The sequence below is a fragment of the Burkholderia sp. 9777_1386 genome, from assembly GCF_015712265.1.
In the GTDB taxonomy this organism is placed as follows: domain Bacteria; phylum Pseudomonadota; class Gammaproteobacteria; order Burkholderiales; family Burkholderiaceae; genus Burkholderia; species Burkholderia cenocepacia.
Map to the genome: position 1 here is coordinate 89211 of NZ_JACCQB010000015.1, position 17848 is coordinate 107058.

Consider the following 17848-nt stretch of genomic DNA (forward strand, 5'->3'; position numbering starts at 1 on the left):
CCTAGTAATCCGAATAAAGCCGCACCGGCGTCGGCGTGACGAGCCAGCTGCGCGGCGCGCGCGCATCGAACGCATAGCGCAGGTACACGAGCGCCGAGCTCGGCGCATAGTCGTGCGACCGGTCGATGTGCAACTGCGCGCCGACGCTCAGGTGCGGGTTCACGCGATACTCGACGATGCCGTTCACGCCGTAAGAAAACGACACACCGCGCGTCGAGCTGCCCGCATAGACGAACCCGGCCGCTACCTGCGCGGCGCGCTGGTCCGAGAACGTCGGGTAATACAGCGAATCCTTTTCGTAGCTGTTCGAGATCCCGCCGGTAACGGTCAGGTCCCACGACAGCGCATCGCGCCGCCCCGCCCATTCGATCGGCACGCCGAGCGACAGGTAGCGTTGCGGGCTGTAGTAGCCGCCCTGCCCGTACGTGTAGTAACGCAGGTTCTGCGCGTAGTGCCACGCATTGCCGACGAGCCCCGTGCTGAGCTTCATCGTCGCGCGCTCGTACACGGGCACCGTGAAACCGGTGCGCAGCGTGACTTCCGCGTTGCGTTCGACGTTGCGGCCGGACAGCACGCCCGCGCCGAGCTCCGCGAACAGGTTCGTGCGGCCGACGTCGACCGACGCACGCAGGTTCACGCCGTCGCGGCGCACGCCGCCCCACACCGCGCCGGTCCACGGGTCGCGCATCCCCGCGTACGACAGCACGCTGCTCGTTTCCGGCCTTCGCGACGCATTCACCGAGAAGCTCGCGGGGCCCGCGTCGAAGCGATAGCGCACGCCGCCGACCAGGTAATGCACGGGGAAGCCGAGCGGCGACGTGCCGAGATCGACGCGCCACGCGTCCGACAGATAGCCGGCGCCGAGCGCGACGCCCGTCGTCGACTGGTGCAGCGAACCCGGCGGATTCGCGAGCAGCGCGGCGGCCGGCTGATTCAGCTGGAATGGCGGCGGCAACCCGTTTTGCGCGCGGAGCGCCGCGTAGGTGCCGAACGTCTTCAGCGAATAGGCGTCCGGGTTGCTCGTGTCGAGCGTGCCTGGGTCGAGATGCACGGTGTCGATCTGCGCGAACACGTGCCCGTCGTAACGGACCGGCATCTGCATATAGATCGGCACCTGCTGCGCGCGATACGACGAGATGCCTTCGTCGCCCGATTTGTACGCGGGTATCCAGCCGGTCTCGATCTCGGGATTGCGCCGCTGCCGCAGATCCGCGAACGCGGCCTGCGCGGGCGTCAACCCGTCGCGGCCCGGGCTCACGCCCGTCGCGCGTTCCTGCGACTGCGACAGCCGGTACAGCGACGCCGCGTCGTCATAGCGCCCCTGCGCCTCGGCCACGCGTCCGGCCGCGACCGTCACGTCGGCGCGCGCCGGATACGCGGCCTGCAGCCGGTCGGTGACCTGCGCGGCTTCGTCCGGGCGGCGCAGCGCGTTCAGGCGGCGCACGGCCGACAGTTGCGTGTCGACGTCGTCGTCCGGCGTGCGCGCCAGCACGGCCTGCACGCGCGCGCGTGCGGCGGCACGGTTGCCGCTGTCCTCGTCGATTCTGGCGAGCGCGAGCTGCACATCGGCATCGTCCGGCGTGCGCGCCACGATCGGCGCGAGCGCATCGCGCGCGGCATCGTAATGGCCCTGCGCGCGTTCGAGATCGGCGAGTTCGAGCGCGTAACGCTTGTCCGCCCGGCCGGCCGGGCTCGCGCGGTCGAGCAGCGTGCGCGCCTGTGCGTAGTCCTGTCGCGCGATCGCGTCGTCGGTCTGCCGCAGCACGAGCCGCAGCGACTGATCCTCGAGCCGCGCGGTCTGCGCGGGCGTCAGCGACGAGTCGCGGCGCAGCGTGTCGAGCCACGCGGCGAGCGCGTCGTCGCGCCCCGCGCGGCCGAGCAGGTCGCCGTAGCGCAGCCGCACGTCCGCGTCGGCTTCGCGCGGATGCGCGGCGATCCAGTCGCGCAGCGGCGCGAGGCCGCGCTCGGGTTCGCCCGCGTCGATCCACTGCGCGCCGATCGCGGCGAGCATGTCGGGATCGTCCGGTGCGCTCGCCTGCGCGTGCGCGAGCGTGGCGGCGAATGCCGCGCGGTCGCCGCGTGCGTGCGCGCTGCGTGCGTCGGCCAGCGCGCTTTCGGCATCGAGCTTGCGCGCCAGTGCGCGCATCCCGTCCGAACGGTGCGCGTCGTCGACCGGCGCCAACACGGCTTGAGCGCCCGCGACATCGTCGAGCGAGTTGCGGTACAGCGCGTTCGCGTAGCGCATCTCGGGCGTATCGCGCTGCGCGAGCCCGTCGTCCATCACCGTGCGGCCGAGCTGCGGCAGCCCCATGTCGCGATAGAGGCGCGCGAGCGCGAAGCGCGTCCACGGCGCGTCGGGCGCCGCGCGCACGGCCGCCTCGTAGCGCTGCGCGGCCGGCCCGCGTGCGCCCTTGTCGGCCAGCGCGCGCGCCTCGTTCGCGAGCAGGTCGCCGCGCAGGCCGTCGAGCGCGCGGCGATCGTCGGCGCCCGTCACGCGCCCTTGGAGCGCGTCGAGCAACGGGCCGATCCGGTCCGCGCGGCCGGTGTTTTCGTACAGCGTGGCCGTGTCGCGCACGGCCGACAGGCTCGGCGAACGCGCGGCCAGCAAGCCGCGCAGCAACGGCTCCGCCTGCGCCCAGTCGCGCTGCGCGAGCAGCGCATCGGCGAGCTGCAACTTCGCGTCCGGGTTGTCCGGCTGCATCGCGAGCGCCGCCCGCGCGGCGCGCTCGGCCTCCTTCGGGCGCCCCGCACTGGCCGCTTCACGGCCTTGGGCGAGCACCCCCCAGAACTGCGCGGTACGCGCGAGGCTTTGCCATTTGCCGCGCTGGTCGGTCGCACGCGTCGCGGCCCGCGCGAACAGCACGCGCGCTTCGTCGTGCCGCCCCTCGCGCAGCCGCAGCAGGCCGAGCCCGCCCAGCGCATTGGCGTCGTCCGCCCGCGCCCGCGCGGCGCGCGCGAGCAGCGGATCGGCGGCGGCCAGATCGCCGCGCGCGAGTGCCTGCAGCCCGCGCTGTTGCGCGATGTAGTCGGGATCGCGTTCGAGCCGGCGCCGCGCGTCGCGCTGCCGATCGAGGCCGGCGGCGCGGTCGCGGAATTCGGTGTCGTCCGGCGCGAGCGCGAGATACGCGTGCAGCGCGTCGAGATACGCGGGATCGCTGCCGGCCGATTGCAGCACGCGCCGCCACAGCGCCATCGCTTCCGTGTGGTCCGCGTCGTTGCGCTGCGCGAGCGACGCGGCGATCCGGTTCGCTTCCGCGCGCGTGTCGTCGCGCTGGTTCAACAGCCGCGCGAGCGCGACCGATGCGCTCGTGTCGCCCGGATCGGCCGCGATCGCGCGGCGCAGTGCGGCGATCGCCGGCTCACGCCCGCCCGGCGCATTGGACACGATCTGGTAATACTCGGCGCCGAGCGCGCCCGCCGGTGCGCCGTTCGGAAACAGCGCGACGATCCGCCGTGCCGCCTCGTCGGCACGGCCGCTGCGCGCGAGCAGCCGGATCTGCGCCATCTCGCCGCGCCCGCTCGTCGCGACCCGGTATTCGTCGGCCACCCGCCGCGTGGCCGGCACATTCGGCGACTGCGCCTGCAGCCGCGCCAGCGACGCCTGCGCGCCTTTCGCATCGCCCAACCGCAGCAGCACGCGCACCTGTTCGGCCAGCAGCTCGGGATCCCCCGGCGCAATCAGCAGGCCCTTGCGCAGCGCATCGCGCGCGAGATCGTCGCGATGCTTGATGCCCCACATCCGCGCGGTGTCGAGTTCGCGCCGCGCATCGGCGGCGGCCGAGGTCGACGGTGTCGCCGAAGTCGCGGAGTTCGCGATCGCCGGGCCCGACGCCGCCGCGCACACCGACGACGCGAGCCATGCGAATCCCGCGACGTGCGGCGCGGCGCACTTCAGCGGGCGGCGCACGAACGGTCTCCCCAGCGGGTGTCGAGCGTGCCGTCCGCCCCGAACCGGTAGCGGCCGTCGCGCCAGCCGAGGCCGAACAGCGTCAGCACGCTGGTGTAGTAGCCGGGCGCCGACTGGCGCGCGAGCGTATCGACGCGGGCCGCCTGTGCATCCGCGAGCGCGTGCTGGCCGCGCGCGTCGAGAAACGGCACGGCCGCCGCGGAGAAGCCGCCGTTGCCGTCGTTCGGCCCCGCGACGCCCGTCGTCGTATCGACCCGCTCCGGCGGCGCGCCGTGCGCGGCGATGGCATCGGCGAACGGCGCGAACTTCGCGAGCAGCGGCGCGGCGAGCGGATCGGCACGGTCGAGCATGCCGGCCCACAGGTACACGCGGATCGCGTTGTACGCGCTCTGCGCATGCGTGTCCGGATCGGGCCCGAAACCCTTGCCCGCGCGATACAGCGCCCAGTCCGGCGAGAACCCCTTCGGCGCGGTGTCGAGCAGCACGCGCCCGGTACTGGACGCCAGCGCGGCCCAGCGACGGTCGTCGGGCAGCCGCGCGCCGAGCGCGCGAATCACCTGCGGCGGCGAATAGCTCGGGTTCACGCGCCATTGGCCGTCGGCCAGCTTGAACCCGGTCGGCCCCGGCAGCAGCGTGAGGCCGAGGCCCGGCACGGTCGCCGTCTCGGCGTCGAGCACGCGCTTCGCGAGCAGCGCGCCGCGGGCCGTATAGCTGCGCTCGCGCCACAGCCGTCCGGCCTCGACGAGTGCATACGCGATCCACAGGTCGGCGTCCGACGCAGGGTTCGCGTCGAGCACGCGCCACGCGCCGTCGGGCGCGCGGCCCCACAGCCACGCCGGCAGGTGCGCGCTCAGGTCGCCTTGCGCGAGGTTGTTCTCGGTCCATGCGAGGATCGTGTCGAACATGCGCCGGTCGTTCGCGACCAGCGCGAAGAACAGTCCATACGCCTGCCCCTCCGATACCGTGCGCGAATCGGCCGAGCCGACGTCGATCACGCGGCCGTCGGCCGAGATGAAATCTCGCTTGAACGCGTCCCAGCGCGGCCACGCCACGCTGCAGCCGGCGCCGGCCGCGTCGGCCGCGCCAGTCCCGGCGGCGTGCGCGCGCGTGGCCATGCCGGCCGCCGCGCACGTCACCGCCAGCGCCAGCGCGAACGTCGCGCCGACACGCCGCGCCGGCCGCGTTGCCCGTCGCTTCGTCATTGCCCGCGCCATCCGTTACATCCCCCGTCGACGCGCGGCGATGCGCTGCAGCACGCTGAACACGCCGAGCGCGAGCAGCAGCCCCGCGACGACGCCGACCGCGCCGAGCACGACCGGATGCCGCGCCGCCTCCGTCCACACGCGCGCATACCACGGCACGAAGCCGACCACGTAAGGCTCGCCGACCCGCAGGCTGTCGACCTGCCCCGGCCGCACCAGTGCGAGGTCGCCCTGCAGTTGCGACACGAGCCCGGCGTTCTCGAACACGTCGAGCAGATCGCCGAGGCGCGCCTGGTCGGTCGCCGTCAGCGCGACGACGCTGCGGCCGCGGCTGCCCGGCAGCTCGAAACCGGCGAGCGCCGCGAGCGGGCCCGTCTGTTCGATGTGCGCGCCGCCGTCGGCGAGGCCCACGCCGTTGCGCCAGCGCTCCTTCACCGTGAACGCGACGCGCGTCGCGCCGCCGCCGGCGCCGCCCTGCTCGCCGATCGCGAGCGGCAGCGCCGCGCGCCAGTGCGCGAGCAGCGGCGACGCCGGCGAGCCGTCGATCACGAGCAGATCCTTGTGCCCGGACAGCGCGGCGACGTCGCCGGGCCGCGCAACTTGCACGCGCAGCGCCGGGAAGCCGGTCCATTCGCCCATGTGGCCGAGCATCGTCAGGTAGGCCTCGAGCTCCTGCGGCGACGGCCGCTCGGGCAGCACGATGGCCGTCTGCGACAGGTCGGCGAAGCGCGTGAACGGGAAGCCGCTGTTCGCGAAGAACGCGAGGTTCGGCAATTGCGCGTAATGAACGAAGTGCGAGAAGTCGATCGTCGAATCCGGATCGATCGCCGCGCGCTGCGGCTCGGTGGCCGTGCTCGAACACAGGCCCGTCTTCTGCGAATCGAGCGAGAAGCGGAACTGCAGCTGGTTGCCGCTGCCGACGCGGAACGCGGGAATGTCGACGTCGCTCGTCACGCGCCCTTCCGGCACCGACAGCAGCGGCAGCTGCATGCGGCCGTGCGCGTCTTCGGCGTGGGCCGGCCCGAGCCGGTACGACTTCACGAGCTGATCGTTGATCTCGACCGCGAGCGTCGAGTTGTCCTGCACGGTCGGCGCCGTGTAGCGGTAGCGCAGCGTGATCGGCACGCCCGCGCCGTTCCACGAATGCAGATCGGCCGGCACGCGCAGGTTCAGCCGGATCGCGTCGGGCGTCGTGCCGCGCACTTCGAGCTGGCGCGGATCGTCGACGAGCTCGCGGAACGCGATCGGCCGGCTCACCGGCAGCCAGCGCGGTGCGTCGTACGGCTTGCGCGGCGCGCCCAGATCGACGTGCGCGACCGACGCCGCCGGCCCCGACAATGCCGCGCGGCCCAGCACGAGCGTCGCGACCGCGTCGTCGACCTCGGCCGCCGTGCGGCCCGTGACGACCAGCAGCTTGCGCCCCGGCGCGGCCGGGTTGTCGGCGACCGCGAGCAGCGGGCCGTTGACGGGGGGGAGCGCGAGACCGGCCGGCAGCGTCGCGGCCGTGCCGACCACGACGGCCTGGTCGTCGGCCGGCAACGCGGCCGACACCGGGAAACGCGCATGCCGGTAGTCGGCCAGCGCGCCGAACCACGACGCGAGCACGCCCGCACTGCGCAGCGTCGCCGAATCGGCCGTCGCCGGCAGCACGAACGGCAGCCGCACGCGGCCGTTGTCGCGCCGGTCGAAGAACGGTGCGGGCAGCAGCGCGAGATCGTTCGGCAGGCGCACCGGCGATTCGTCGAGGATCAGCTCGCTCGTCGGGCTCACGTCGGCCCACAGCGCCGAGTTCGACGGATCCTCGCAATGGTCGAGCGTGTAGTGCGCGATCAGGCGCAGGCCGATCTGGTTGAAATCGGAGAAGTAGCGCGGATCGATCGGGATCTCTTGCGTCACCGTGCGGCCCGCGCGCGCGGCGTCGAACGGGACGGTCGCGACCACCTCGCCGTTCACCGACACCTTCAGGTGCGACAGCGGAAAGACCAGCGACGGCGAATATGCGTAGGTCAGGCGCAACCGCGCGCCGGTGATCACGCGGTCGAGCCGCACGCCGGCGTTGATCGTGCGCGCGTCGTCGGCGCCGCGCAGGCGCAGCGGATCGAACGCGCCGAGCGACGCGAACGGCACATGCACGGTCGTCGCCGGCAGGCCGGCGGCCGGCGCGCTGGCCGCCGCCGGCGCGGCCACGGGCCCCGCGGCGGGCGCGACATCGGACGCCGCCGCGTGACCGGCAGCGGCCGTCGAAGCGGCGGCCGGCACCGCCGGCATCGGCGCGGCCGACAGCGCGGCCGCATGGAAAGCGCCGGTCATCGCGGTCGCGAGGACGAACAGCGACACGGCCGGCTTCATGCACCGCTCCGCTTCGTCACGATGGTCCCGTCCTTCTGCGCGTCGAAAGCGACGCGCGCAAAGCAGCTATGCCCGTAAGTGCACATCCCCTCTGCTTCCCCTCATTCATGGCCTGATTGCATTTATCGGAACGACGCGGCGGATTCTTCAATGATCGGTTCGCCGCGCGGCGGCGCGCCTGGCACCGGCGGCCGCCCATTCGTCACACTATCTCAAAAATAGAACAGAACTTACCGTGATTCGCGACTGAGAAGCGAAAAAAATCTCAATGCGGTCGGAAATGCTGCGCAGGAAGAGTGAATGGCAAGAATTGCGCCGTTGCTGCCGGATGGCCGGAACGGCGTCGTTCCGACGCACGGCGGCCGGCCGGGGCACCGGTGGCGGCCCGTTGCAGGCCGCCCGGAACGCGCTGCCGCGAGCGGCGCGTATGCTACCGCAAGCGCGCGTCGCGCGACGTATTTTCTTCGTGAAAAACTGACCTGGATCAATTCGTCGACGCCGCCATCCGCCACCGGGGCGGGCAACGGCGCGACGCAGGTCGAAATCGCGAAATCCGAGGCCGGCCCCTGCGAGCACGCTGACGCAGGGCCGGTTGCCGTCGATCGCGCGCGCTCCGGCTTCGCCCGCCCCCGGCCTCCGCGATGACGCGCATGCGCGACGCACGCGGCCCGCGCGCGGCCGGTCGGCGCATCGGTCGAACGACAGGGGCGCTACGGCCGGCTATCCGCACCGGCGGTGTGAAACGGTCGACCAACGGCGCCCATACGAAGAACGTACCGACCGCGCACCCGAACCAGACGCTGCAGGAAACCCATCGAACACGATCGCGGCGCACCGGCACCGCCCCTCGCTAACCGATCGGCGACACCGCGATCGCGATCCCGACGACGAGCCACTGCACGATCGCCACCAGCACGGCGGCCCGGCACAGCCCGACCGCACCGCGCACGCGCGCGTCGAGCGTGCGCCCGGCCTTCGCCGCGTCGATCCAGCCCAGATCGGCGAGCGCGCGATCGAGCGCCGCGAGCCCGTCGTCGACCGCCCCGTCGTCGCCCACCGTCCGCGCCAGCGCGGCAAACAACCGCCGGTCGATCTCGATACGAACCGCGTACCACAGCGCCGCGATCCCCGCCCCCGCGCTGACGGCGGCCAGCAGCACGCGGGCGAGCGTCGCCGGCGCCCAGCCCGCCGCGATCCAGCCACCCGCGCCGGCCGCGGCGAGCGCGGCCACGAGCGCCCATGCGCCCGCGTCGAGCGCGCCGCGCGCGGCGGCAATCCTGAACGGTGCCGACGGATCGCGCATCACACGCGCCCCGCATCGCGACGGCGATCGATCCACTGCTGCAGCACGGCCACGCCGTCATCCGACCACACCGCGTGCGGCCGGACCGCGCGCACCGCGACCAGCGCGTCGCGCGCATCGGCCAGCCCGCGCCGCGCGGCGAGCCACGCGGCCGCGCACAGCACGCTGCGGCCATAGCCGAGCGCGCAGCAGACCAGTACGTCGCGCCCCTCGCCGTGCAGGCGTTCGAGCGCCGCGACGGCCTGCGCGAGCTGCGCCGCGGTCGGGGCGACGAGATCGAGCTGCGGCACCGACGCATACGCGAGCGCTGCATCGGCCGCCGCCCAGCGCGGCATCTCGGCGGTCAGGTCGACCAGCGCGGTGAAGCCGTCGCGCCGGATGTCGCGCGTCGTCGGCGTCCGGCCGATCGACACACGCTCGTCGATCCGCACCGGCGCCGGCTGCCGGAACGTCCACAGCCGCGAATTGACGAACGCGCCGGCGATCGTCGGCGCGAGCAGCCAGCCGATGAAGACCGGTAACCGTCCGTGCACATCCTTCTGGAACGCGCCGGGCGCGCCACGTCGATAAGCCCATGCGACGCAGGCGAGCGCCAGCGCGACCCACCCTGCCGCCAGCGCCCAGCCCGGCGCGCGCGGCACGCACGCCAGCGCCGCGAGTGCGATCAGTGCGGCGCCGCACGCGTAGCGGCGCGCGAGCGCGCGGCCGGCCGCGGATGGCGACGCCTCGGCGCCCGGCAGTCGGCCCGCGGCATCGCGCAACGGAAACAGGAACAGTGCGAGACAGCCCACGGCCGCCCCGGTCGGCACGTCGATCGCGTGATGCTGGTAGGTCGTCAGCACCGACACGCCGATCGCCGCGAACCACAGATGCAGCACGACGCGGGCGAACGTGCCGCGCAGATGCTTCGCATAGACGGCCCACAGCACGACCAGCAACCCGATATGCAGCGACGGCGCCTGGTTGAACGGCTTGTCGAAACCCATCAGCAGCGTGAACAGCGCACCGGCCACGCCGCCCGCGTCGGGTCGCTCGAAGCCGAAGCGCAGCGGCCACGCGATGAAACACGCGACCGACACCAGCTGCACGGTCAGCAGCCGCTTCACGTGATCGAGCAGATCGTCGCGGCGCGTCCAGAAGAAGAACGACAGCGCATACAGCAGGTCGATCGACCAGTACGGCACGATCGTCCACGGCACGAACGGGATCGCCTGCTCCCAGCCGAACGCGAAGGTCGGCACCGCGGCGCGGCGCGCCGCGAGCCAGTTCGCGAAGCCGTAGGTCGAGAAGAACACCGCGCCCATCGCCGCGAGCCAGCCGAAGCGCAGCGCGAACGACGCGTCGCGCGCGCCGGCCGCCGGCTCGGTCAGCCCGCCGCCCGCGCCCGTGCCGCCGCCGAGCGCGCTCATGACGCGTCGACCCGCTGCGCGAGGCTCACCGTGAAGATGCCCATCTCGTCGATCCGCTGGTCGAGCTTGCGGAAGCCCGCCCGCGCGACGAGCTCGTCCATTTCGGCCTGCGAACGGCGTCGCATCACCCAGGTCGATTCGCCGCGGTGGTTGTTCAGCGCGCGGGCGATGAATTCGAGCTGCGGATGCCACGGCTGCCCCGTATAGACGAGATAGCCGCCCGGCGGCACGGCCTGCGCGAGCCCGCGCAGCGAACGCTCGATCAGCGCGTTCTCGCCGAACAGCTCGTACAGGCCCGACACGATCGCGAGCGTCGGCCGCGGCTCGAGCGTCGCGAGCGACGCCTCGTCGAACGCGTCGCCGCGCTCGAAGCGCGCGATCGGCTCGAGGCCGCGCTGCGCGATCAGCACGCGCCCGGCTTCGACGTTCGGCGGGCTGTAGTCGCGCAGCGTGATGTCGTCGGGCGCCGCGCCGTCGCGCTCGGCGGCCATTGCGATCGCGTCGAGCACGTAGCGCCCGTGGCCGGCCGCGATGTCGACGATCCGCACCGGCGAGCCGTGCCCGCGCAGGCGGCCGATCGCCGCGCCGATCAGTTCCTGCAGATGCACCTTGCGCTGGCGGATGCCGACCCAGCCGGGCGAATCGAGATACGTGCGGTCGATCAGCGCGCCGACGCCGAGCCGCCCCTGCGCGCGGTTGCGGTACACGTAGTCGAGCGTCGAGCCCGAATCGAAGCCGAGCCGCAGCCCGAGCGCGATGCCGTCCGACAGCGCGCCGCCGGCCTTCAGGCCGGCGCGCGTGAGCGCCCAGTACGCCCGCGCGAACACGTTGGCCGGCGGCCGGCCGAGCGCCGCATATTCGTCGTGGAACGCGCCGCGCCGGTCGGCATCGACGAGCGACACGCGCGGGCTCGGCGCATCGAATTCGCGCAGCACGAACGCGCGCAGCGGCGCGAGCGCCTGCGCACGGTCGCGCTCGCCGAGCGTGTCGTGGTAGAAGCCCGGCAGCACGATGCGCTCCTTGCGCGCCGAGCCGAGCCGTTCGAAGAAGCGGTCCTGCGGGCCGCGATGCACGACCCAGTCGGCGCCCGAAATCAGCAGTTGCGTGGGCACGGTGATCGCGGCCGCGTCGGCGACGATCCGCTGCGCGGTATCGTGCAGGTCGAGCAGCATGTTGACCGCGATCGGCCGCGTGATCAGCGGATCGGACGCGTAGCTCGCGATTCGCTCGGGATCGTGCGTGAGGAATTTCGGTTTCACGTAGCTGTTCACGTAGAACAGCCCGCGCAGCTTGTGCATCAGTCGCAGCCCGGGCCGCGCGAACGGCACGTAGAGCTTGATGTGGAACGCCGGCGACGCGACGACCAGCGCGCGGATCGGCGGCGCGTAGTCGTGCGCCCAGGTCGCCGCGAGCACCGCGCCGACGCTCTGGCCGACCACGGCCATCTCCTCGATCGCGATGCCGTGCGTGTCGCGGATATGCTCGACGAAGGTCTGCAGGTCGCGCACCGACGCGGCCGCGCTCGGGCTGTAGCCGCGCGCGCCCGGCGAGCGGCCGTGGCCGCGTGCGTCCCATGCAAAAAAGGCGAACTCCGGCAGGTCGAGCTCGTCGACGAGGTGCGCGACGCGCGCCGAATGTTCGTGGCCGCGGTGCAGCAGCACGATGGCGCCGCGGCAGCGCGCGCCTGTGGCAGGCCAGTGACGATAGAACAGCGTTTCGCCGTCGTGCGTGATGAAGTCGGCCTCACGGGCCGTGCGTGCGCTCATGCGATCTCTCTCGTTTCGTTATTCGAATGTGTGCGGCGCCGCCCTCCGGCGCCGGTCCGGCTTTCGCGTCGGCTGCCGTCAGCCGCCCGCTTCGGCGATGCCGGCCTGGACGCGCCGCACCACCGTCACGATCGACAGCACGATCAGCAGCCGCCACAGCCACGCGGCGACGCTGCCGACCGGCAAACCGAAGCCGATCCACAGCGCGAACGCGCCGAGTGCCAGCGCCCGGTCGCTCTTGCCGAACGGGCCGTCGTAGCGGCGCGTCGCGCCGACGAGCGGGCCGATCAGCCCCGCGCATTCGACGATCACCGCCGTCAGCGCGAACAGCCAGACGTCCGCCGGAGCGAACGCGGGAATGGCGAGGAACGGCAGCACCAGCGCGACATCGGAGACGATGTCGCCCAGCTCGTTCAGGTACGCGCCGAGCGTGCTCTTCTGCCCGTGCTCGCGCGCGAGCATCCCGTCGATCGCATTGAGCGCCATCCGCGCGAACAGCCACAGCGGAATCAGCAGGAACAGCGCGCGGGCGAACACGCCGAGCCCGGCGAGCGCGCCGACGACGATCGAGCCGCCGGCCGCGAACAGCGTGACCTGGTTGGCCGTGACGCCGCGTTCGGCGAGCGAATTCGCGAACGGGCGCAGACGATTCTGGAATTTGGGTTTGAGTGCGTAGAGGCTCATCGTTTCGTATTCGTTTTATTCGTGCGGCACGGTCGGATGCATTTCCCGCTGCGATGCCCCGGGCGGCGAAACGGCCTTGGCCGGCCTGGCTGGAACGGCCCTCATCGTCGCCGAGCCGCCCCGATGCGTCAAGCATGCGGCCGGCCGGCCGCGCGGCGCCAATCTGGCGTTTTTTGGCGAAACTCGCGATAATCCGCTGGCCCGAGCGCAGCGAGATCGATTCGAACTGCAGACGGGCACTCGTGCAACAGCCGATTATCACGCCGCCGACCGGCGCATTCGCCGCGACGCAACAGCGTGCGACGGCGAATCGTCCGATTATCGCGGACCTGCGACAGGCAGCCACGAATTTGAAAAAATTTAAACAAGAGCCGTCCGGCGCGCATCCTGCCGCGCCGGCATTCCGGGGTTCCGCCCGCCGCGCATGCGCAGCGGGCCGGGCATGCAGGCAGGAGGCAGCGCGCCGATGAACATCCTCAACGTCTGGCAGCGCGATTTCCTGCTGTCCATCGTGCGGCTCGTCGCCGGCGCGTATCCGGTCTGGCATCAGGCGCCGCCGTCCCCGACGCAGAAGATCTACTTCTCGAACCATACGAGCCACATCGACACGCTCGCGATCCTCGCCGCGCTGCCGCGCGACGTGCGTGCGGTCGTGCGGCCGGTCGCCGCGCGCGATTACTGGGACAGCAGCGACCTGAAGCGCCACATCGCGCAGAAGCTGCTGAACGTCGTGCTGATCGACCGTCATCGCGAATCCGGGGGCGACCCGCTCGATCCGGTGCGCGACGCGCTGCGGCAGGGTCACTCGATCATCATCTTCCCGGAAGGCACGCGCGGCGCCGACGTATTGCCGCAGCCGTTCAAGAGCGGGCTGTTCCATCTCGCGACCGAGTTCCCGGACGTGGCGCTCGCGCCCGTCTATCTCGAGAACCTGCAGCGCATCATGCCGAAGGGCGCGATCTGGCCCGTGCCGCTGATCTGCAAGGTGCATTTCGGCGCGAACGAAGCGCTCGGCGCTCAGGAAGACAAGCCGACGTTCCTCGCCCGCATGCGCGACGCGGTCATCGCGCTCGCGCCGCCGCAGCGGCCCGCCGGCTGAACGCGGCGCCCCCTTCTTCCTTTTCCGGACATCAACCATGCGAACCCTCTTCTGGGAACTGGTCGCGGGCGTCACGGGCGTGCTCGTCGTCGCGACCGTGATCGGCGCGATCCTCGGCGCGCGCAGCGGCGGCACGAGCGCGACCATCGTCAACCTGAACCAGCGCATCCGCGCGTGGTGGGCGATGATCGCGATCATGGCCGTCGCGATCGGCCTCGGCAACAACGTCACGTATCTGGTGTTCGCGCTGCTGTCGTACCTGACGCTGCGCGAATTCATCACGCTCACGCCGACCACCGCGAGCGACCACACGACGCTCTTCATCGCGTTCTTCGTCGCGATCCCCGTGCAGTACCTGCTGCTCGGCATCAACTGGTACGGGATGTACTCGATCTTCGTGCCGGTGCACCTGTTCTTCGCGATGTCGCTCGTGTCGGCGCTCACGCAGGACACGCGCGAATTCCTGAGCCGCAACGCGAAGATCAACTGGGCGCTGATGGTGTGCGTGTACGGGCTGAGCCACGCGCCGGCCGTGCTGATTCTCGACATCCCGCGCTACGCCGGGCAGAACGCGCTGCTGCTGTTCTTCTTCCTGTTCGTCGTGCAAATCAGCGACGTGCTGCAATACGTGGTCGGCAAGCTGTTCGGACGCCGCAAGATCGCGCCGCAGCTGTCGCCGTCGAAGACGATCGAGGGCTTCGTCGGCGGCGGCCTGCTGGCCACGCTGTGCGGCGCCTCGCTGTATCGCGTGACGCCGTTCAGCTTCGGCGCGGCGTTCGGGATCTCGCTCGCGATCGTGATCGCGGGCTTCGTCGGCGGGCTCGTGCTGTCGGCCGTCAAGCGCTCGCTCGGCACGAAGGACTGGGGCTCGATGATCGCCGGCCACGGCGGGATGCTCGATCGCGTCGATTCGATCTGCTTCGCCGCGCCGGTGTTCTTCCACCTCGTGCGCTATCTGTACGTGTGAGGCGCGGGCGGCGCCATGCCGCCCGTGCCTGCGCGAAGCATCAGTACCCTTCGCGCAATGCCTTCGGCACGACGTAGCGGCCCCGTGCCGCGTCGAACTTCACCGTATGGCGCGCGTGGATGGCCTTGCCGCCGCGCGTGCCCGTTTCCGTGACCGTCAGCGGATAGACGTCGCCGGCGCCGGCCAAGTCCGGCGCGATCTCGAAGCGCCGTTCCTCGCAACGCGCCCGCGCATTCGCACATTCGCTCGATTCGGCATTGTCGAGCGCCTCGTCGATGCGCGCCGCCGCCAGCACCAGCGCATTGCCGTACGGCAGCCAGATCGACCGGAAGGTTTGCGTATAGCCTTGCCGCATGTCCCCTTCGCCGATGACGAACCCGAACAGGTGCGGCCCGAGCCGCTCGATGCGCACCGTGCCGGGCTCGCCGCGCTGGCCCGACGCGATCTGCGTCCTCTTCACGATCGGCTCGAGCGTCTTGCCGTCGGCCGTCGGCTTCAGCACGTACAAATCAATCGCGCCGGTCGACGCGTCCGAATCCATGCCCGGCATTCCGTTCTGTACCGCAGCCTCGGTCTCGCCGCACATCGCGAGCAGCATGCGCGGGCCGTCCGCGGTCGCGACGCGCAGCGAACCGCACGGCGCATAGATGAAATCGTCGCCGTCTGCCTGCCAACCCTTGCGGTCGGCACGCCAGTTGCCGTACGTGTCGTGGACGAAGGTCTTCAACGAACGGTCAAGCTGGACCGGCTCGGCCGCATGAACGGGCGACGGCGCGGAGAGCGCCGTGAGTACCGCGAGTGCGCCAAGTGCGGCGAGCGAAGCCGCGAGCGGCTCGAGACGTGTGTTCCGGTGCGGGACGGTCATGACGAGGTTCGTTCTGGCCGGGAAGAAACGTTGCGGAAAGTTGCAAGTGTGCACGATCACGGTTGCCGTGGCGCGATGCCGGTGCCGCGCACCGGCCACGCCGCACGGCCTCGCCAATCGCGTCGGCCGGCGTTACGATCTCGTTCTTCACTCCAGGCTCCGTACGATGCGCGCGGGAATCGGCCGGCGAGGCCGTCGCGTCCACGCACGGCGCGGCGCCGCACGCGCCGTACGGCCGCCCCCCCGACATGGACACCCGCATGAACCTGACCTTGCAGGACGTCGCCTGGCACCGCTCGGTCGGGCGGCTCATCGAGACGCTCGACCAGCCGGGTTTCTGGCTGTCGCTGATCCGGCTGATCGAGGAATACGTCGCGGTCGACAGCTGGGTCGCGCTGACGTTCGGCGACGGCCGCCCGCAGGTGTTCGCCGAATGCGCGTACGAAGGCGGCGGCCCCGATCCGCTGTTTCGCGACTACGTGCAGGGACTGTACCTGCTGGACCCGTTCTACATCGCGAACCGCGACGCGCCGACGAGCGGCCTGTTCCGGCTGTCCGACGTCGCGCCCGAGTGCTTTCGCGACACCGAGTACTACACGCGCTATTTCACGCACAACGTCGTCGAGGACGAGGTGCAGTTCAACGTCGTGCTCGATGACACGCGCACGCTGTGCCTGTCGCTCGGCAGCAAGCGGCGCTTCAGCCCCGAACACGTGGCACTGCTCGACCTGGTACGGCCGTGGGTCGCCGCGCTGATGCGCCAGCGCCTCGCATACGAGCCCATGCTGGCCGAACCGGCTCCGTCGCGCCGGCCCGGCGCCGATGCCGGGAACGGCTTCGAGCACGCGATGGCACGGCTCGGCACGCCGCTCACCGCGCGCGAGCTCGACGTGATCCGGCTGATCCTGAGCGGACGCTCGAACAAGGAAGTCGCGAGCAAGCTGGACATCTCGGCCGAAACGGTCAAGGTGCACCGGCGCAACATCTACGTGAAGCTCACGATCAATTCGCAGTCTGAACTGTTTGCGCTGTTCCTGAAGGCGCAGACCGATACGTGACGATCGGGCGGCGTGACGCGCTCGCGGCCCGCATTGCGCCCCTCCCGTACCGCCGATACGCGCTATCGGCTGCGCCTTCTGTGCAAACGAACGGCACGCCCCTATCCTTGCGCGATCCGATCCGGTCTGCCCGTTCGACACGAAACGGGCGGCAGACGCTGGCCTGGGTTCTGATGGCACCTCCTCGTCAGTCAGGACCTGTTCGCCGACCCTTTCCGAAGGGTCGGCGTTTTTTTTCATGGCTGCCCGCACGTCGTTCACGAGATCAATACCCCCAACGGGTTAGCACGTCGGCGGGATGGGCAACGACAGGGTTCGGCGCATACTAGGACCTCGTTCCAACCGCTCCGCCGCCTGTCGCGACGGGCCACTGCCCCCGAAACCACCCATGAAGCTGAAGCTCGACATCGTGCAGCTCGCCGGCCGCGACGGCGACACGCCCACCAACCTGCGGCGCACGCTCGAAGCGATCGCGACCTGCGCACCCGGCACCGACCTCGTGATGTTCCCGGAAGCGCAGCTCACCGGCTTCCTCGATCCGTCGAATCTCGCCGAACTCGCCGAGCCGCTCGACGGCCCGAGCGTCGGTGCGGTGATCGCGGCCGCCCGCGCGCGCGACGTCGCGGTCGTGGTCGGGCTGATCGAGAACGATGGCGGCCGCTTCTACAACACGACCGTGTTCGTCACGCCGAACGGCATCGCGCTGCGCTACCGCAAGACGCACCTGTGGGTCGGCGAGCACGGCGTCGTGCTGCCCGGCGACCGCTACGCGACAGTCGAATGGCGCGGCGTGCGGATCGGCCTGCTGATCTGCTACGACAGCGAATTCCCGGAAACCGGCCGCGCGCTCGCCGCGCTCGGCGCGCAACTGATCCTCGTGACCGACGGCAACATGGAGCCATACCGCAACGTCCACCGCACGTCGGTGACGGCGCGCGCGATGGAGAACCAGGTGTTCGCGGCGGTCGCCAACCGCGTCGGCGGCGGCAGCCACGACGTCGTGTTCGCCGGCGGCAGCCTCGCGGTCGACCCGTTCGGCGACCTGATCTTCGAAGCCGGCAACACCGAATCGCGGCACGCGATCGAACTCGATTTCGATCAGCTCGCCGCGTCGCGGGCGGTGTACGACTATCGTCGGGATCAGCGCCTGCAGATCGCCGGCGAGCGCATCGCGCACGCGGACGGCCGTCGCGAACTGCTGATTCCGTAAGCACCTGCCGCGTCCCGGCCGCGACGCCG

The 17848-nt window shown here is 71.2% G+C and carries 14 protein-coding genes; 6 read left to right on the plus strand and 8 right to left on the minus strand.

Going from position 1 to position 17848, the window contains the following annotated elements:
- Position 1: 1 nt before the first annotated feature.
- Genes H0X91_RS14430 through bcsB form a run of 3 tightly spaced genes read right to left on the minus strand, consistent with a single transcriptional unit; the run spans position 2 to position 7458 of the window.
- Positions 2-3907 (minus strand): cellulose synthase subunit BcsC-related outer membrane protein, encoded by a 3906-nt coding sequence (locus H0X91_RS14430; protein ID WP_062884599.1) that lies wholly within the window; start codon positions 3905-3907, stop codon positions 2-4.
- Positions 3892-5121, minus strand: a complete 1230-nt coding sequence (bcsZ, locus tag H0X91_RS14435; RefSeq protein WP_034195702.1) for a cellulose synthase complex periplasmic endoglucanase BcsZ — start codon at positions 5119-5121, stop codon at positions 3892-3894. Before bcsZ ends, H0X91_RS14430 begins: the two co-directional genes overlap by 16 nt.
- 3 nt (positions 5122-5124) lie before the next feature.
- On the minus strand, positions 5125-7458 hold the full coding sequence (bcsB, locus tag H0X91_RS14440) for a cellulose biosynthesis cyclic di-GMP-binding regulatory protein BcsB (protein ID WP_062884600.1): 2334 nt from the start codon (positions 7456-7458) through the stop codon (positions 5125-5127).
- 300 nt (positions 7459-7758) lie between these two features.
- On the opposite strand from bcsB, the gene H0X91_RS34975 reads away from it, so the two are divergent.
- Positions 7759-8103, plus strand: coding sequence for a hypothetical protein (locus H0X91_RS34975; RefSeq protein WP_230205684.1), 345 nt, complete (start codon positions 7759-7761; stop codon positions 8101-8103).
- A gap of 205 nt (positions 8104-8308) precedes the next feature.
- Here the strand turns inward: H0X91_RS34975 and H0X91_RS14450 are convergent, their stop codons facing one another.
- The 4 genes from H0X91_RS14450 to H0X91_RS14465 all read right to left on the minus strand — a co-directional run bounded on the left by H0X91_RS14450 (position 8309) and on the right by H0X91_RS14465 (position 12620).
- On the minus strand, positions 8309-8761 hold the full coding sequence (locus H0X91_RS14450; protein WP_034200706.1) for a hypothetical protein: 453 nt from the start codon (positions 8759-8761) through the stop codon (positions 8309-8311).
- Positions 8761-10170: a phosphatase PAP2/dual specificity phosphatase family protein gene (locus H0X91_RS14455; RefSeq protein ID WP_058901358.1), complete on the minus strand. Its 1410-nt coding sequence runs from the start codon at positions 10168-10170 to the stop codon at positions 8761-8763. The genes H0X91_RS14450 and H0X91_RS14455 overlap by 1 nt, the downstream gene beginning before the upstream one ends.
- Positions 10167-11936, minus strand: a complete 1770-nt coding sequence (locus H0X91_RS14460; RefSeq protein WP_006497536.1) for a bifunctional alpha/beta hydrolase/class I SAM-dependent methyltransferase — start codon at positions 11934-11936, stop codon at positions 10167-10169. Before H0X91_RS14460 ends, H0X91_RS14455 begins: the two co-directional genes overlap by 4 nt.
- Positions 11937-12014: 78 nt before the next feature.
- A complete protein-coding gene (locus H0X91_RS14465) occupies positions 12015-12620 on the minus strand; it encodes a CDP-alcohol phosphatidyltransferase family protein (RefSeq protein WP_006481852.1) in 606 nt (201 codons plus the stop codon).
- A gap of 76 nt (positions 12621-12696) precedes the next feature.
- Here H0X91_RS14465 and H0X91_RS14470 point away from each other — a divergent pair, with 76 nt between their 5' ends.
- The 3 genes from H0X91_RS14470 (at position 12697) to H0X91_RS14480 (ending at position 14686) form a co-directional block, all read left to right on the plus strand.
- Positions 12697-12984: a hypothetical protein gene (locus tag H0X91_RS14470; protein WP_153260034.1), complete on the plus strand. Its 288-nt coding sequence runs from the start codon at positions 12697-12699 to the stop codon at positions 12982-12984.
- Positions 12985-13086: 102 nt separating this feature from the next.
- A complete protein-coding gene (locus H0X91_RS14475; RefSeq protein WP_006481857.1) occupies positions 13087-13719 on the plus strand; it encodes a lysophospholipid acyltransferase family protein in 633 nt (210 codons plus the stop codon).
- A gap of 37 nt (positions 13720-13756) precedes the next feature.
- The gene (locus tag H0X91_RS14480; RefSeq protein ID WP_006481850.1) at positions 13757-14686 is read left to right on the plus strand and encodes a phosphatidate cytidylyltransferase; all 930 of its coding nucleotides are present in this window, start codon (positions 13757-13759) and stop codon (positions 14684-14686) included.
- Between the two features lie 40 nt (positions 14687-14726).
- Here H0X91_RS14480 and H0X91_RS14485 read toward each other — a convergent pair whose 3' ends face one another.
- Positions 14727-15551 carry a hypothetical protein gene (locus H0X91_RS14485; RefSeq protein WP_034200708.1) on the minus strand — a complete coding sequence of 275 codons (825 nt, stop codon included), beginning with the start codon at positions 15549-15551 and terminating at the stop codon, positions 14727-14729.
- A 260-nt stretch (positions 15552-15811) separates the two neighbouring features.
- Between H0X91_RS14485 and H0X91_RS14490 the strand changes: the two genes are divergently transcribed.
- Both H0X91_RS14490 and H0X91_RS14495 read left to right on the plus strand, forming a co-directional pair.
- The gene (locus H0X91_RS14490) at positions 15812-16609 is read left to right on the plus strand and encodes a helix-turn-helix transcriptional regulator (protein ID WP_062884778.1); all 798 of its coding nucleotides are present in this window, start codon (positions 15812-15814) and stop codon (positions 16607-16609) included.
- A gap of 388 nt (positions 16610-16997) precedes the next feature.
- A complete protein-coding gene (locus H0X91_RS14495) occupies positions 16998-17819 on the plus strand; it encodes a carbon-nitrogen hydrolase family protein (RefSeq protein ID WP_058901357.1) in 822 nt (273 codons plus the stop codon).
- Positions 17820-17848: the final 29 nt, after the last annotated feature.

Coding starts and splice junctions, on each gene's coding strand:
- bcsZ (WP_034195702.1), bottom strand. CDS start 5,121: ATGGCGCGGGCAATGACGAAGCGACGGGCAACGCGGCCGGCGCGGCGT.
- bcsB (WP_062884600.1), bottom strand. CDS start 7,458: ATGAAGCCGGCCGTGTCGCTGTTCGTCCTCGCGACCGCGATGACCGGC.
- H0X91_RS34975 (WP_230205684.1), top strand. CDS start 7,759: ATGGCAAGAATTGCGCCGTTGCTGCCGGATGGCCGGAACGGCGTCGTT.
- H0X91_RS14450 (WP_034200706.1), bottom strand. CDS start 8,761: ATGCGCGATCCGTCGGCACCGTTCAGGATTGCCGCCGCGCGCGGCGCG.
- H0X91_RS14455 (WP_058901358.1), bottom strand. CDS start 10,170: ATGAGCGCGCTCGGCGGCGGCACGGGCGCGGGCGGCGGGCTGACCGAG.
- H0X91_RS14460 (WP_006497536.1), bottom strand. CDS start 11,936: ATGAGCGCACGCACGGCCCGTGAGGCCGACTTCATCACGCACGACGGC.
- H0X91_RS14465 (WP_006481852.1), bottom strand. CDS start 12,620: ATGAGCCTCTACGCACTCAAACCCAAATTCCAGAATCGTCTGCGCCCG.
- H0X91_RS14475 (WP_006481857.1), top strand. CDS start 13,087: ATGAACATCCTCAACGTCTGGCAGCGCGATTTCCTGCTGTCCATCGTG.
- H0X91_RS14480 (WP_006481850.1), top strand. CDS start 13,757: ATGCGAACCCTCTTCTGGGAACTGGTCGCGGGCGTCACGGGCGTGCTC.
- H0X91_RS14485 (WP_034200708.1), bottom strand. CDS start 15,551: ATGACCGTCCCGCACCGGAACACACGTCTCGAGCCGCTCGCGGCTTCG.
- H0X91_RS14490 (WP_062884778.1), top strand. CDS start 15,812: ATGAACCTGACCTTGCAGGACGTCGCCTGGCACCGCTCGGTCGGGCGG.
- H0X91_RS14495 (WP_058901357.1), top strand. CDS start 16,998: ATGAAGCTGAAGCTCGACATCGTGCAGCTCGCCGGCCGCGACGGCGAC.